At 72.4% G+C, this 14,212-nt stretch carries 14 protein-coding genes; 3 read left to right on the top strand and 11 right to left on the bottom strand.

Going from position 1 to position 14,212, the window contains the following annotated elements; genetic code table 11:
* Nucleotides 1–37: 37 nt before the first annotated feature.
* The 4 genes from ACFY1T_RS07200 to ACFY1T_RS07185 all read right to left on the bottom strand — a co-directional run bounded on the left by ACFY1T_RS07200 (nt 38) and on the right by ACFY1T_RS07185 (nt 3,928).
* Entirely contained in the window at nt 38–1,066 is a 1,029-nt protein-coding gene (locus ACFY1T_RS07200) for a 6-phosphofructokinase (RefSeq protein ID WP_390787319.1), read from the bottom strand.
* A 176-nt stretch (nt 1,067–1,242) separates the two neighbouring features.
* Complete coding sequence (locus tag ACFY1T_RS07195; protein ID WP_051696177.1) at nt 1,243–1,887, bottom strand: response regulator transcription factor; 645 nt, start codon at nt 1,885–1,887, stop codon at nt 1,243–1,245.
* Nucleotides 1,888–1,925: 38 nt separating this feature from the next.
* Nucleotides 1,926–3,137, bottom strand: coding sequence for a MacS family sensor histidine kinase (macS, locus tag ACFY1T_RS07190; protein ID WP_390787318.1), 1,212 nt, complete (start codon nt 3,135–3,137; stop codon nt 1,926–1,928).
* A gap of 35 nt (nt 3,138–3,172) precedes the next feature.
* A complete protein-coding gene (locus ACFY1T_RS07185; protein ID WP_390787317.1) occupies nt 3,173–3,928 on the bottom strand; it encodes a lysophospholipid acyltransferase family protein in 756 nt (251 codons plus the stop codon).
* Between the two features lie 145 nt (nt 3,929–4,073).
* On the opposite strand from ACFY1T_RS07185, the gene ACFY1T_RS07180 reads away from it, so the two are divergent.
* Together ACFY1T_RS07180 and ACFY1T_RS07175 are read left to right on the top strand one after the other, a co-directional pair.
* On the top strand, nt 4,074–4,853 hold the full coding sequence (locus tag ACFY1T_RS07180) for an alpha/beta hydrolase (RefSeq protein WP_390787316.1): 780 nt from the start codon (nt 4,074–4,076) through the stop codon (nt 4,851–4,853).
* Nucleotides 4,846–5,430: a hypothetical protein gene (locus ACFY1T_RS07175; RefSeq protein WP_390787315.1), complete on the top strand. Its 585-nt coding sequence runs from the start codon at nt 4,846–4,848 to the stop codon at nt 5,428–5,430. Before ACFY1T_RS07180 ends, ACFY1T_RS07175 begins: the two co-directional genes overlap by 8 nt.
* Before the next feature lie 105 nt (nt 5,431–5,535).
* Here the strand turns inward: ACFY1T_RS07175 and ACFY1T_RS07170 are convergent, their stop codons facing one another.
* The 6 genes from ACFY1T_RS07170 to ACFY1T_RS07145 form a co-directional block, all read right to left on the bottom strand.
* Nucleotides 5,536–6,285, bottom strand: a complete 750-nt coding sequence (locus ACFY1T_RS07170) for an endonuclease/exonuclease/phosphatase family protein (RefSeq protein ID WP_390787314.1) — start codon at nt 6,283–6,285, stop codon at nt 5,536–5,538.
* A gap of 71 nt (nt 6,286–6,356) precedes the next feature.
* The gene (locus ACFY1T_RS07165; RefSeq protein WP_030863559.1) at nt 6,357–7,298 is read right to left on the bottom strand and encodes an ROK family glucokinase; all 942 of its coding nucleotides are present in this window, start codon (nt 7,296–7,298) and stop codon (nt 6,357–6,359) included.
* A gap of 61 nt (nt 7,299–7,359) precedes the next feature.
* A complete protein-coding gene (locus ACFY1T_RS07160; RefSeq protein WP_376015472.1) occupies nt 7,360–7,842 on the bottom strand; it encodes a DUF5304 domain-containing protein in 483 nt (160 codons plus the stop codon).
* A gap of 75 nt (nt 7,843–7,917) precedes the next feature.
* Nucleotides 7,918–9,141 (bottom strand): ArsA-related P-loop ATPase, encoded by a 1,224-nt coding sequence (locus ACFY1T_RS07155; RefSeq protein WP_390787313.1) that lies wholly within the window; start codon nt 9,139–9,141, stop codon nt 7,918–7,920.
* A 3-nt stretch (nt 9,142–9,144) separates the two neighbouring features.
* Nucleotides 9,145–9,585 (bottom strand): SRPBCC family protein, encoded by a 441-nt coding sequence (locus ACFY1T_RS07150; protein ID WP_030863550.1) that lies wholly within the window; start codon nt 9,583–9,585, stop codon nt 9,145–9,147.
* 129 nt (nt 9,586–9,714) lie between these two features.
* The gene (locus tag ACFY1T_RS07145; protein WP_390787312.1) at nt 9,715–10,497 is read right to left on the bottom strand and encodes a metallophosphoesterase; all 783 of its coding nucleotides are present in this window, start codon (nt 10,495–10,497) and stop codon (nt 9,715–9,717) included.
* Nucleotides 10,498–10,727: 230 nt separating this feature from the next.
* Between ACFY1T_RS07145 and ACFY1T_RS07140 the strand changes: the two genes are divergently transcribed.
* Nucleotides 10,728–12,524: an AMP-dependent synthetase/ligase gene (locus ACFY1T_RS07140; RefSeq protein WP_390787311.1), complete on the top strand. Its 1,797-nt coding sequence runs from the start codon at nt 10,728–10,730 to the stop codon at nt 12,522–12,524.
* Nucleotides 12,525–12,534: 10 nt separating this feature from the next.
* Here ACFY1T_RS07140 and ACFY1T_RS07135 read toward each other — a convergent pair whose 3' ends face one another.
* A complete protein-coding gene (locus tag ACFY1T_RS07135; protein WP_390787310.1) occupies nt 12,535–14,151 on the bottom strand; it encodes a GMC oxidoreductase in 1,617 nt (538 codons plus the stop codon).
* Nucleotides 14,152–14,212: the final 61 nt, after the last annotated feature.

The following is a 14,212-nucleotide window of genomic DNA, read 5'->3' as shown; positions in this document are numbered from 1 at the left end:
TGGCCCGTTCACCCACTCCGGACCGGCCCGCTCCGGCTCAGCCGAAGAACACCCCGACCTCCGTGTACAGCGCCGGGTCCACCGTCTTCAGCCTGGCCGTCGCGTCGGCGATCGGGACCCGCACGATGTCCGTGCCCTTGAGCGCGACCATCTTCCCGAAGTCGCCCTCGTGCACGGCGTCGATCGCGTGCAGCCCGAACCGCGTCGCCAGCCACCGGTCGAACGCGCTCGGCGTGCCGCCGCGCTGGATGTGCCCGAGCACCGTGGTCCGGGCCTCCTTGCCGGTCCGCGCCTCGATCTCCTTGGCCAGCCACTCCCCCACGCCGGACAGCCGCACGTGCCCGAACGAGTCGGTGGTGGCGTCCTTCAGGACCATCTCCCCGTCCTTGGGCATCGCACCCTCCGCGACCACCACGATCGGCGCGTAGCTCGCCTTGAACCGGGAGGTCACCCACGCGCACACCTGGTCCAGGTCGAAGCGCTGTTCCGGGATGAGGATGACGTTGGCCCCGCCCGCCAGGCCGGAGTGCAGGGCGATCCAGCCGGCGTGGCGGCCCATCACCTCGACGACCAGCACCCGCATGTGCGACTCGGCCGTGGTGTGCAGCCGGTCGATGGCCTCCGTGGCGATGCCGACCGCCGTGTCGAAGCCGAAGGTGTAGTCCGTGGCCGACAGGTCGTTGTCGATGGTCTTCGGGACGCCGACGCAGGGGATGCCGTACTCCCCGTACAGCTTGGCGGCCACGCCCAGGGTGTCCTCGCCGCCGATCGCGACGAGGGCCTCGACCTCGTACTTGGCGAGGTTCTCCTTGATCCGCCGGACCCCGTTCTCCTGCTTGAACGGGTTGGTCCGCGAGGAGCCGAGGATCGTGCCGCCGCGCGGCAGGATGCCGCGGACGGCGGGGATGCCGAGCGGGACGGTGTCGCCCTCGATCGCGCCGCGCCAGCCGTCCTTGAACCCGACGAACTCGCACGCGTACTCCTGGACGCCCTTGCGGACGACGGCCCGGATGACCGCGTTGAGACCGGGGCAGTCGCCGCCGCCCGTCAGCACTCCGACCTTCATGGAATCTCCCTTCGCCACAGGGCCCGGCGAGCCCGCATGACGGTCACGCTAGTGGTGACCCAAGTCACAGCAAGGGCCCGCGAAAGGTCAATTCCGGTGGATGTACGGGGCGTTGCGTCCCTCCGTTCACTCGTACGAGGACATGCGTACGAGGTGCGAGACGGCGGACGTCCCCGTCACGCGTCGTCGAGACCGCGCTCTATCGCGTACCGGACGAGCTCGACCCGGTTGTGCAGCTGGAGCTTGCCGAGGGTGTTCTGCACGTGGTTCTGCACCGTGCGGTGCGAGATGACGAGGCGTTCGGCGATCTGCTTGTACGAGAGCCCCTTGGCCACCAGCCGCAGCACCTCGGTCTCCCGGTCGGTCAGCTGGGGGACCTTCGGCTCGTCGGGGGCCGCGGGCGCCGGGTCGGTGGCCAGGCGCCGGTACTCGCCCAGCACCAGCCCGGCCAGGCCCGGGGTGAACACCGGGTCGCCCGCGGCGGTGCGGCGGACGGCGTCGATCAGCTCCTGGGCGCCCGCGGACTTCAGCAGGTAGCCGGTGGCCCCGGACTTCACCGCCTCCAGGACGTCGGCGTGCTCCCCGCTCGCGGACAGCACCAGGACGCGCAGCGCGGGATTGGCGCCGACGAGCTCCTTGCACACCTGCACCCCGGGCATGCCGGGCAGGTTGAGGTCGAGGACCAGGACGTGCGGGGCGGCGGGCACGGCCCGGCGGACGGCCTCGGGTCCGTCCCCGGCCGTGGCGACCACGTCGAAGCCCGCGGCGGCGAGGTCGCGGGCGACCGCGTCCCGCCACATCGGGTGGTCGTCGACGACCATCACCTTGATCTCGTGCGGCTGCGGCTCGGCGGTCTGGCTCACTGGGTTCTCCCCCTCGGTACTTTCAGTTCCACTTCGGTGCCCTGCCCGGGGACGGACACCAGCTCGGCGCTGCCGCCGAGGTCCCGCAGCCGGCCTCGGATGGACAGGGCCACGCCCATCCGGCCCTCGCCCTCGGCCTGGTCGAGGCGGCCGGCCGGAATGCCCGGGCCGTCGTCGCGGACGGTCACGATCACTTCGTCGCCCCAGTCCTCGACCAGGATCCAGGCCCTGGCCCCGTCCCCCGCGTGCTTGCGCACGTTGTCGAGGGCGGCCCCGACGGCCGCGGCCAGCTCCTTCGCCGCGGGCACCGGCAGCAGCACCGGCGCCCCCGGCTCGGCGAAGCTGATCCGGGATCCCGCGTGCGGGGCGAGCAGGCTCCGCAGGTCCAGCTCGCCCTCGTCGGCGCCGGGCTCGTCCACCTCGTACGCGTCCACCAGCGCGCCGAGCGACTCGTCGCGGGAGATCCGGGAGGTGGGCACCAGCCCGCTGGAGACCAGGGTGCGCAGCGCCACCTCCTGTTCCCCCGCCATCCGGCCGAGTTCGGCGGCCTCGCCGCCCAGCTCGGTGCCGCGCCGCTGGACCATGGCGAGGACCTGGAGGACCCCGTCGTGGATGTCGCGGGCGAGCCGCTCGCGCTCGCGGGTGGCGGCCTCGATCTCCAGGGCGCGGGCCAGGGTGGCCTCACTGGCCCGGGCGACCTCGACGACGTACCCGATGGCGATGGAGGCGACCCAGACCAGCAGCACGTTGTGCAGGGTGTCGCGGGTGGGCTGGCCGCCGTGCACGACGATGTTGGCCACGGCCACGAAGGTCGAGGCGAAGCCGGCCCAGCGCCAGCCGCCCTTGATCGCGAAGGCGAGGACGGAGCCGGCGGTCCAGATGGAGGGGAGGGTGGGGCCGCCCCCGGCGATCCGCGCGTGGGTGTCCGCGATCGGGGTGAGCAGGATGCCGACGAGCGCGACGGTGAGGTCGGCGCCCAGGAACCGCTTGGTGCAGCTGGCGGCGTTGGCCACCCGGCGGTGGGTGGCCAGGGTCCAGACGGCGAGTACGGCGAGGTAGCCGGCGGCGACCCAGGGCCGGTCGAAGTCCCGGTACGCCGAGGCGAACAGCAGGGCCGCGTAGACCATGGTGAGCAACCGGTAGGCGGTCAGCGCCCGCCACAGCGGCTGCTCGACCGACATGCGCACGACACGTTCGCGTTTCGCCATCTCCCCCACCCCGTGCGGGCGATGCCGCCCGTGCTCTACTCCGCGGCCTTCTCGGCGCCCTTGTCGTTCTTGTCGGCGGCGGCCTTGGCGGCCTTCTCCGCCTTCTCCGCGTCGGCGATCTGGCGCTTGGCGGCCGTCGCGTAGATGTCGACGTACTCCTGGCCGGACAGCTTCATGATCTCGTACATGACCTCGTCGGTCACCGAGCGCAGGATGAAGCGGTCGCCGTCCATGCCCTGGTAGCGGCTGAAGTCGAGCGGCTTGCCGATCCGGATGCCGGGGCGCATCAGCTTGGGGACGACCTTGCCGGGCGGCTGGATCTTCTCCGTGTCGATCATCGCCACGGGAATCACCGGCGCCCCGGTGGCCAGGGCCACGCGGGCCAGGCCGCCGGGCTTGCCGCGGTAGAGGCGTCCGTCGGGTGAACGGGTCCCCTCGGGGTAGATACCGAACAGCTCCCCGCGCTCGATGACGTCGATGCCGCTCTTGATGGCGGCCTCGCCCGCACCGCGCGCGCCGGAGCGGTCCACCGGGAGCTGGCCGACGCCCTTGAAGAAGGCGGCCGTCAGCTTGCCCTTGACGCCCGGGGAGGTGAAGTACTCCGCCTTCGCGATGAAGGTGACCTTCCGGTCCAGCACGGCCGGCAGGAAGAAGGAGTCCGAGAAGGACAGGTGGTTGCTCGCGAGGATCGCCGGCCCCTCGGCGGGAATGTTCTCGAGGCCCTCCACCCACGGCCTGAAGGCGAGCTTCAGGGACCCCCCGATGGAGAACTTCATTGCGCCGTAGATCAACTCGAAAGCCTTCCTGTGTCTGTCGAACAGACCATATCCCCTGGCTCGGGGCGGAGGGGGCGACGACCCTGGTCGGTGTCACCCCCGTCGCGTACGGTGAAGTCACACAGCGCTACGCACCCCCCACCCGTCGAAGGAGACCCTGGTGCCCGTCCTCCCTGGAGCCGAGCCGTTCCGCCACGAGGGCGGAGAGGTCGGTGTCCTCCTCTGCCACGGCTTCACCAGTACCACTCAGTCCATGCGCCCGTGGGCGGAGTACCTGGCCGAGCAGGGTCTGACGGTCTCCGTGCCGCTGCTGCCCGGACACGGGACGCGGTGGCAGGACATGCAGCTCACCGGCTGGCAGGACTGGTACGCCGAGGTGGACCGGGCGCTGCGGGAGCTGCTGGAGCGGTGCACGAAGGTGTTCGTCTTCGGGCTGTCGATGGGCGGGGCGCTGACCCTGCGGCTGGCGGCCCGGCACGGGGACGCCGTGAGCGGCATCGTCCTGGTCAACCCGGTGAACAAGATCAACGACCCGATGGCCTTCGCCCTCCCGGTCGCGCAGCACTTCCTGCGGTCCACCCCGGGCATCGCGAGCGACATCGCGAAGCCGGGCGTCGCCGAGGTCGGCTACACGCGGGTCCCGACCCGGGCCGCGGCCTCGCTGCGGCAGTTCCTGAAGCTGGTCGACACCGAGCTGCCGCAGGTCACGCAGCCGGTGCTGCTGCTGCACAGCGTGCAGGACCACGTCGTGAACCCGGCCGACTCGGCGCGGATCCTCGCGCGGATCTCGTCGACGGACGTCACCGAGACCCTGCTGGAACAGAGCTACCACGTCGCGACGTTGGACCATGACGCGGAGCGGATCTTCGCGGACAGTTTTGCGTTCGTCGGGCGGCTCGCGGAGAGCGTCGGCAGGGAGGGGGCGGCCAGCGGTGGCTGAGCACGAGGAGTCCCCGGGGGGTGTCCCCCCGCTGGACGAGGAGGCGGCCTGGGCGGCGATCGTCGCCGGGTACGGGCAGGAGCCGCCGGACCCGCCGGGGGCCAGGCCGTTCCGGCCGATCGAGAACCTGATGCTGCCGGAGGAGGACGTGGAGCCGGAGCCCGTGGCGCCCGCGCCGTCCCCGGAGGCGCCGCAGGCTCCGGCCGAGCCGCCGCCCGCGCCGACGGTGCTGGGGAGCTCGGTGGTGTTCGCACCGGGCGTGGGCATCGAAGGCACGGGGCCCGGGACCGGGCCCCGCGATCACACGCCGGCGGAGCCGGACGAGACCGACGAGGGCCACTTCGTCCCGCCGGAGCCCGAGCTGCCGCCGGCGGACACGACGGCGAAGTTCGCGTGGCTGGCGGTGGTGGGCGGACCGGTGCTGCTGCTGGTGGCGGTGCTGCTGCAGTGGGACATGACGTGGTGGCTCACGACGCTGGGGATCGGCGGGTTCCTGGGCGGGTTCGCGACGCTCATCGCGCGGATGTCCCAGGGTGACGACGAGGACGACGATCCCGGCCGCGGAGCCGTGGTCTAGGGCCTGTACGTAAAAGTGGCGCAGGCGGGGCGTGCGGACACGCCCCAGGGCCCGTCCGCCGTACGGTTACGGGGTCCGGGGCGGCTGCGCCCCGGACCCCGCGCCTCACGCGTCGGCGCCGGCCGGGAGGCGGACGGTGGCCAGGACCGGGAGGTGGTCGGTCGCCCTGTCCAGGTCCGATGCCGTGATGCCCGGCAGGGAGGTCGGGACGCCGCAGGCGAGGACCTCCACCCCCCGCGTCGCGAAGACCGCGTCGATCCGGCGCGGTGGGGTCGAGCGGACGAAGGTGTGCTCGCCGCCCCAGGGGGCGACCGTCCAGCAGTCCTGGAGCTCCGCGGACAGCCGGCGGAACGCCGGGCCCGACGGGGGCTCGTTGATGTCGCCCGCCGCGATGGCGTACGGGGCGTCCGCGGACCCCAGCCGGTCCAGCAAGAGGTCGGCCTGGGCCCGGCGTTCCGCGCCGTCCAGCGACAGGTGTGCGCTCAGCACCGCCACCCGCGCCGCCCCGAAGCGGACCACCGCCGTGGCGAAGCCCCGCCGGTGCAGGCCGGGCGTGAGGGGAAGCAGGACGTCCTCCGTGCGTTCCACGAAGGCCCTCAGGGAGCAGAGCAGGAGCGGGCCCGCGGCCGTGGCGCCTCCGCTCAGCACCACCAGGTCCGTCTTCGAGGCCAGCCGCGCCGCGTGCTTGCGCCAGCGGAAGAACCGCGGGGCCTCCTGGATGAACACCAGGTCGGGGGCGCATGCGCGGATCACCCGGACCAGCGCCTCTTCGTCGTCCCGCATCGAGCGGATGTTGTAGCTGAGGGCTCGGATCACCGCGGAACCGTCGGATTCCGTCACAGAGTTCGGGAGCATGGACGGCAACATAGCCAGACTGCCCGCCGTCCCACAGAGGGCGCGGCGGGCAGTTCGGACAACAGCCGGTGTCAGCCCTGGCGGGCCAGGTCCGCCGCGCCCACGAGCCCGGCCTTGCCGCCGAGCTGCGCGGCCAGCACCTGGGCGTGCGGGCGCCACGCGCCGCCGACCAGCCAGCGCTTGAAGGACTTGCGGATCGGGTCGAGGACGAGGTCGCCCTCGTCGGAGACGCCGCCGCCGACGATGAACGCCGACGGGTCGAAGAGCGAGGCCAGGTCGGCCAGGCCCGCGCCCGCCCAGCGGGCCAGCTCGCGGAAGGCGTCGACGGCCACCAGGTCACCGGCGCGCGCGGCCTCGCTGATGTGCTTGCCCTCGATGCCGTCGGGGGTCCCGTCGCCGAGCGCGAGGAGGGCCACGGCGTTCTCGGGGGTGGCGTTGGCGCGCTGCTTCGCGTACCGGACGAGCGCACGGCCGGAGGCGTACTGCTCCCAGCAGCCCTGGCTGCCGCACCCGCACAGCAGGCCGTCCGGGACCACCCGGATGTGCCCGAACTCGGCGGCCACGCCGAAGCGTCCGCGGCGCAGCTTGTTGCCGATGATGATGCCGCCGCCCAGGCCCGTGCCGAGCGTGATGCAGATGACGTCCTCGTGGCCCTGCCCGGCGCCGAAGCGGTACTCGCCCCAGGCCGCGCAGTTCGCGTCGTTCTCGACGACGACCGGCAGGCCGATGCGCTGCTCGACCTTGTCCTTGAGCGGCTCGTGGCGCCAGTTGATGTTCGGCGCGAAGAGCACGGTCGCGCGCTTGTCGTCCACGTATCCGGCGGCGCCGATGCCGACGGCCTCGATGGTGTGGTTGCTGCTGACTTCGGACACTGCGGCGCAGATCGCGTCCGTCACGCCGTCCGCGGTCGGCGGGGTGGGCACCTTGTACGTCTCAAGGATGGTGCCCTCTTCGTCGACCACGCCGGCCGCGATCTTCGTGCCGCCGATGTCGACGCCGATGGTGAGTCCCATTAGTCCCTCGGTTTCCGGTCAAACCCCGCCACGGCCAACCGTACCCGAGGGCGGCGCCCTCTCAGTCGAGATCGATCCGCTGCGTCGGACCGCTCCCGCCCTCGTCTCGCGGGTCGGAACGGTCACCGGAGGGACGGTCCGCGGGAGCGCCGGGGGCGGGCTCGTCGCGGGTCCAGCGCCGCTCGTGGCCCTCGACGGCCGAGCGGTACGCGGCGAGCAGCTCGGAGCCGGCGGCCGCGAGGTGGTCGAAGACCTCGGGGTTGCGTTCGACGACGGGCTTGGCGGCGGCCTTCGCCTGGTTGACGAACTGGCGTACGGCGCCCTGGGCGGCGGCGCCGAGCACCGGGTTGTTGAGTCCGGACACCTTGTCGGCGACGGCCTCGAACAGCTTGAACAGCTCCTCGGCGGCGGTCCCGGTGCCGCCCGGGCCGCCCGCGCCGGCGCCCTCGCGGGCCCGGCGGCGCTCCTGCTCGGCGGCGAGGTCCTCGGCGCAGGCCTTGGCCCAGGCGTCGTCGTCGGTGGGACGGTCGGTGGCCTCGCTCATGGCGGACTCTCCTGCGGCAGCTGCTGGGCGTGCGGACGTACTACCTCCGACGGTACCCGAACGGGGGTACGCGGTTCAGGGCCTGCGGGGCCAGAGCCCCGGGTCCGGGGTGAAGCGGATGCGGAGCACCCCGTCGGCGAGGGCGGCCCCGGACACCGTGCAGCGGCGCAGCGCGGAGGGCAGCGGAACGATCCTGCGGTACGGGCCCGCGGCGAGCAGCAGCTCGTCGCCGCGCCGGACCAGGTCGAGGTCCCGCTTGTGGGCGCCGGGCAGCGGCACCACCCAGACGAGTACCCCGTCGTCGGTGAGCCGGTCCTCGACCGCCCAGGCCCGCCGGGCGCGGGAGTCCGCCTGAGCCCGCGGAACGAGCCCCTGCGCCCCGGTGAGCCGGAGCAGGTCGTCCGGCCCCTGCGGGTCCCGCCCGAGGTGTCCGAGCGGCAGTACGGGCACGTCGTCGGCCGGCCCGGCCCCGGCCCACTGGGCGGCGTACTTCTCCTGCTGGGCGGCGAGCCCGGCCAGCCAGGGGTCGGGCGAGCCCTGCGGCACCATCCGGTTGGCGACGATCGCGGCCACCGGGAGCTGTTCGAGGGCGAGGCCGAGCAGCCCGGTGCGCAGCGCGGCGTCGGCGCCCGGCCCCGGTTCGGCGACCACGTGCAGCGAGGTGGTGCCGGCCTCCACGACGGCCTGGACGGCGGCCAGCTCCTCGTCCCAGCGCGCGGCGGCCTCGTACAGCCACTGCGCGGGCATGGGTACGCCGGCCAGCTGGGCCAGTACGGGCCTCAGGGCGCGGGCCGCCTGCCGCTCGGCCGGCAGCAGCCGGGCCAGGTAGCGGCGCAGCCGGGCGGGGAGGGCGAGGGCGGCCACGGCCTGGTGCAGCGGCGGCAGGTCGACCACGACGAGGTCGGTGTCCGGGGCGGCGGCGGCCCGGCGCAGGGCGCGCAGCAGGGCGAACTGTTCGGCGCCGGGCAGCTCGGTGAGCTCCTCGGCCCCGAGCGGCCGGGCCCCGACCATGCCGAGGAGGGCCGATCCGCGTTCCTGGAGGGCGACGAGCTCTTCGCGGAACTCCGCGCCGGAGTCCACGCGGGCCACGAGCACCCCGCCGGCCGGTACGGCGGCCAGCCCGGGCGCGGCTTCGACGGGTTCCCCCGTCGGCTCCCCGACCAGGGCTGCCAGGGGATCCCCGGCGTCCCCGGAGAGCAGCAGCACCCGCGCACCGTTCCCGGCGGCGGCGAGGGCAGTGGCGGCGGCCACGGTGGTCCGCCCGGCCCCGCCGGGACCGGTGATCAGCAGGATGCGCATGGATCAGGCCGACTCGACGCGCTTCTTCAGGCCCGCCAGGGCGCGGTCGATGATGACCTTCTCGGCCTTGCGCTTGATCATGCCGAGCATCGGGATCTTGACGTCGACGGTCAGCTGGTAGGTGACCTCGGTGCGCTTGCCGCCGTCCAGCGGGGCGAGCCGGTACGAGCCGTCGAGCTGGCGCAGCATCTGCGACTTGTCCAGGGTCCAGCTGACCTCGTCCGCGCCCTTCCAGGAGTAGGCGAGGGTGTGGTCGTCCTTGATCGCACCCGCGTCGAGCAGCAGCCGGACCTTCTCGGCGCGGCCCTCGGCGTCGGTGGCCAGCACCTCGGCCTCCTTCACCTCGCCGGTCCACTCGGGGTAGCGGGCGAAGTCGGCGATCACGGCCATCACGTCGGCCGGCGCCGCCTCGATCGTGATGCTCGAGCTGGTGTGTTCGGCCATGGCGGTCGCCCCTCCAGGGATTGTTCGAGGAAGTGTGCGGCCTGCGGCCGCCGCGTGCAGGCTACCGTGCGTGCGGAGGTCGCCACTCCAGGGCCCGGGCGTGCGGAGGCCGCCGCTCCGGGGCCGGGCTCACCACTCCAGGGCCCACGGCCTGCCGGTGGCGGCGAAGTGGCCGACGTTCACGCACTCCGTGCGGCCGATCCGCATCCGCCGCGCCATCGGCTGGTGCACGTGTCCGAACAGCGCGTACCGCGGCCTGGTCCGCCGGATCGCCGCGAGCAGGGCCTCGCTGCCCCGTTCGAACCGGCGCGCGACCGTGTCGTAGCAGAGCTCCGGCACCTCCGGCGGGATGTGCGAGCAGAGCACGTCCACCTCGCCGAGCGCCTCGACCTTGGCGGCGTACTCCTCCTCGTCCACCTCGTACGGGGTGCGCATCGGGGAGGGCAGTCCGCCGCCGACGAAGCCGAAGACGCGGCCGCCGATCTCCACCCGCTGCCCGTCGAGGACGGTGGTGCCGGGTCCGGCGTACTCGGACCACAGACCCGGGATGTCGACATTGCCGTAGGTGGCGTACGTGGGCTGCGGGAACGCGGCGAACATCTCGGCGTACTGGCGGCGCACCGCGTCCTCGATCAGCAGTTCCCGGTCCAGTCCGGCCCACAGCCGGCGCCCGAGGTCGCGGGCCTCTTCGAAGCGGCGCTCGGTGCGCAGCTCCACGATCCGGTCCGCGTTCTCGACCCCGAACAAGTCGGGGAAGATGCCGCGCGAGTGGTCGGCGTAGTCGAGGAAGAGCACGAGGTCACCGAGGCAGATCAGCGCGTCGGCGCCGTCCCCGGCCCGGGCGAGCGCCTCGGCGTTGCCGTGGACGTCGCTGACGACGTGGACGCGCGTGCTGCTTTTCCTGCCACCCATGCGCCCCACCCTAGGGGCGCCTGGCAGCCGGGGGTAGATGGGGCCCGTACAGGCGGCCTACCTGCGGTTACTTCCGAGTCGCAAACGGGGTCGACTACTGTCGGCATGGCAGAGCCGTGTCATGTGACGCACGGAACATCTGGCCGGTTCCCTCTATCCGGAACCCACTACCGGTGGGTAACGTCCGGTCGGTCCACATGGTGGCGATGGCGCCCAGAGGAGCAGCAGTCTTGCGCGAGTTCAGCCTTCCGGCCCTGTACGAGGTCCCGTCGGACGGGAACCTGACGGATCTCATCCGCCGCAACGCCGCTCAGCATCCCGACACCGCAGTCATGGGCCGCAAGGTCGACGGCGGCTGGCAGGACGTGACGGCGACCGAGTTCCTCGCCGAGGTGCGGGCCGCGGCGAAGGGCCTGATCGCGGCCGGCATCCGGCCGGGCGACCGCGTCGCGCTGATCTCGCGCACCCGCTACGAGTGGGTGCTGCTCGACTTCGCGATCTGGAGCGCGGGCGGCGTCACCGTCCCCGTGTACGAGACCAGCTCGCCCGAGCAGATCCAGTGGATCCTCGGCGACTCCGGCGCCGTCGCCGTGATCGTCGAGAGCCCGGCCCACAGCGCGGCCGTGGCCTCGCTGCGCGACCGGCTGCCGGAGCTGCGCGAGGTCTGGGAGATCGAGCAGGGCGCGGTCGCGGCGCTGAACGCCGCGGGCAGCGCGGTCACCGACGCCGAGGTCGACGAGCGCAGCTCGCTCGCGAACGCCGACGACCCGGCCACGATCGTCTACACCTCGGGCACCACCGGCCGCCCCAAGGGCTGCGTGCTGACCCACCGCAACTTCTTCGCCGAGTGCGGCAACGTGGTGGAGCGCCTGAGCCCGCTGTTCCGCACCGGCGAGTGCTCCGTGCTGCTCTTCCTGCCCGCCGCGCACGTCTTCGGACGCCTGGTGGAGGTGGCCGCCGTACTGGCGCCGATCCGCCTGGGCTGCGTACCGGACATCAAGAACCTCACCGACGAGCTGCAGTCCTTCCGCCCCACGCTGATCCTCGGCGTGCCGCGCGTCTTCGAGAAGGTCTACAACTCGGCGCGCGCCAAGGCCCAGGCCGACGGCAAGGGCAAGATCTTCGACGCGGCGGCCGAGACGGCCATCGCGTACAGCCGGGCGCTGGACGCCCCGGGCGGTCCGTCCTTCGGCCTGAAGCTGAAGCACAAGCTGTTCTCGAAGCTCGTCTACAGCAAGCTCCACACGGTCCTCGGCGGGCGCGGCGAGTACGCGATCTCCGGCGGCGCCCCGCTGGGCGAGCGGCTCGGCCACTTCTTCCGCGGCATCGGCTTCACGGTCCTGGAGGGCTACGGCCTGACGGAGTCCTGCGCGGCCACGGCCTTCAACCCGTGGGACCGTACGAAGATCGGTACGGTCGGCCAGCCGCTGCCGGGCTCCGTGGTGCGCATCGCGGACGACGGCGAGGTGCTGCTGCACGGCGAGCACATCTTCAAGGAGTACTGGAAGAACGAGACGGCGACCGCCGAGGCGCTGACCGACGGCTGGTTCCACACCGGCGACGTCGGCACCCTCGACGAGGACGGCTACCTCTCGATCACCGGGCGCAAGAAGGAGCTCATCGTCACGGCGGGCGGCAAGAACGTGGCCCCCGCGGTGATCGAGGACCGGATCCGGGCGCACGCGCTGGTCGCGGAGTGCATGGTGGTCGGCGACGCGAGGCCGTTCGTGGCCGCGCTGGTCACGATCGACGAGGAGTTCCTGGGCCGCTGGGCCGCGGAGCACGGCAAGCCGGCCGGGGTCACGGCCGCGGAGCTGCGCGAGGACGCGGACCTCATCGCCGCCGTCCAGCAGGCCGTGGACGACGGCAACGCGGCGGTTTCCAAGGCGGAATCGGTGCGGAAATTCCGCATTCTTCCCTCCCAGTTCACGGAGGAGTCGGGTCACATCACGCCTTCGCTCAAGCTGAAGCGGAATGTGGTGGCGAAGGACTTCGCGGACGAGATCGAGGCCCTGTACCGGGGCTGAGGCCCCACCGCTAGCGCGGGTCCTGCGCGAGGATCCGCGCCATGTTCCGTTCCGCGAGCGCGGTGATGGTGACGAACGGGTTCACCCCGAGCGAGCCCGGGATCAGGGAGCCGTCGACGACGTACAGCCCCTGGTGGCCCTTGGCGCGGCCGTAGTCGTCGGTCGCGTCGCCGAGGACGCAGCCGCCGAGCGGGTGGTACGTGAAGTTGTCGGCGAAGTTCCTGTTGTCGCCGAACAGGTCGTACCGGTAGATCGTGAAATTGGCCCGGTTGATCCGGTCGAAGAGGTTCTTGGCGGCCTGGACCGACGGGGTGTTCTGATCGCGGCGCCAGTTGAGCCGCGCCGAGTCGGTGGCCGCGTCGTACGTGAAGTGGCCGCGCTCCGGGTTCTTGGTGATGGCCAGGTACATCGAGATCCAGTGCTCGAAGCCCATCGGCAGCGGGGCGATCTCGGCGAACACCGGGTTGGCGGCGTTGTCCCAGTCGTCGATGCCCAGGGCGGGCATGGTGGCCTGGTTGCAGCCGACGGTGTCCCACAGGTGGTTGGCCCGGGCGGTCATGATGTTGCCGTTGTGGCCCCAGCCGAGCCCGACCTTCTCGCTGAGCCCGGGCAGGGTGCCCCGCTCGCGGGCGCGCAGCAGGATCTCGGTGGTGCCGAGGCTGCCGGCGCCGAGGAAGAGCTGTTTGCAGCCGAGCTCCCTGACCTGGGTGACCCGTCCCGCCAGATCGCTGGTCTGCACGGTGAGCACGTAGCCGCCGGCCGGGTCCTGGCGGACCCCGACGACGCGCTGCATGGTCTCGATGGTGACGTTGCCCGTGCCGATCGCGGCCGCGAGGTAGGTCTTGTCGACGCTCTTCTTGCCGAAGTTGTTGCCGTAGATGACCTCGCCGGCCAGCGCCGAGCGGGTGGCCGTCCCGGCGGCCTCGCGCTTCATGTAGTCGAAGTCGTAGACGTTCGGCACGAAGGTGGTCTTCAGGCCGGTGTTCTGGGCGTGCTTGCGGGAGATGCGGGCGAAGCGGTACCACTCCGTGGATTCGAACCAGGCCGGGTCGATGTCGTTGACGCCCAGCATGGCGCGGGCGCGCGGGTAGTACGTGCCGTACATCTCGTCGGCGTCGACCCGGGGCAGCACCTCGGAGAAGTACGAGCGCCTGGGCGTCGGGGCCATGCCGCCGTTGACGAGGGATCCGCCGCCGACGCCGCGGCCGACGTAGACGGACATGTCGCCGTGGTTCACGCGGTCGAGGACGCCGGGGTAGGGGCTGATGTCCCGGTTGACGACGTCGAGCCAGAGGAACTGGGCGAGCGGGGCCTCGGTGCGGGTGCGGAACCACATGGAGCGCTGGTCGGGCGCGGAGGTGGAGGGGAAGACCTTGCCGTCCGGGCCGGGGGTGTTCCAGAGCCTGCCCATCTCCAGGACGACGGTCCGTACGCCGGCCTGCCCGAGCCGGAGGGCGGCCACGGCCGAGCCGTAGCCGGAGCCCACGACGATGGCGGGGGCGTACTGCGCGGCGGGGGGTTCGGCGGCGGCGGCCGATTGGATCCCGATGCGGGTGAAGCCGAGGGCTGCGGCGGTCTGGAGGGCGCCGATGCCCAGGAAGTGACGGCGCGTCAGCTGAGGTGTCATGGCCGCATCATGGGCGGAATCAGGCCGTCCACCCAGAGGCGGTGTTGACAGACATCTGAGG

Origin of the sequence: Streptomyces sp. NPDC001194, from assembly GCF_042896985.1 — a bacterium.
Taxonomy (GTDB): Bacteria; Actinomycetota; Actinomycetes; order Streptomycetales; family Streptomycetaceae; genus Streptomyces.
Note: the sequence above shows the minus strand (reverse complement) of the source record. Positions and strands in the feature narration are given on the sequence as shown.

Coding starts and splice junctions, on each gene's coding strand:
- ACFY1T_RS07145 (WP_390787312.1), bottom strand. CDS start 10,497: ATGGGTGGCAGGAAAAGCAGCACGCGCGTCCACGTCGTCAGCGACGTC.
- ACFY1T_RS07160 (WP_376015472.1), bottom strand. CDS start 7,842: ATGAGCGAGGCCACCGACCGTCCCACCGACGACGACGCCTGGGCCAAG.
- ACFY1T_RS07155 (WP_390787313.1), bottom strand. CDS start 9,141: ATGCGCATCCTGCTGATCACCGGTCCCGGCGGGGCCGGGCGGACCACC.
- macS (WP_390787318.1), bottom strand. CDS start 3,137: ATGGCGAAACGCGAACGTGTCGTGCGCATGTCGGTCGAGCAGCCGCTG.
- ACFY1T_RS07150 (WP_030863550.1), bottom strand. CDS start 9,585: ATGGCCGAACACACCAGCTCGAGCATCACGATCGAGGCGGCGCCGGCC.
- ACFY1T_RS07200 (WP_390787319.1), bottom strand. CDS start 1,066: ATGAAGGTCGGAGTGCTGACGGGCGGCGGCGACTGCCCCGGTCTCAAC.
- ACFY1T_RS07195 (WP_051696177.1), bottom strand. CDS start 1,887: ATGGTCGTCGACGACCACCCGATGTGGCGGGACGCGGTCGCCCGCGAC.
- ACFY1T_RS07165 (WP_030863559.1), bottom strand. CDS start 7,298: ATGGGACTCACCATCGGCGTCGACATCGGCGGCACGAAGATCGCGGCC.
- ACFY1T_RS07170 (WP_390787314.1), bottom strand. CDS start 6,285: ATGCTCCCGAACTCTGTGACGGAATCCGACGGTTCCGCGGTGATCCGA.
- ACFY1T_RS07135 (WP_390787310.1), bottom strand. CDS start 14,151: ATGACACCTCAGCTGACGCGCCGTCACTTCCTGGGCATCGGCGCCCTC.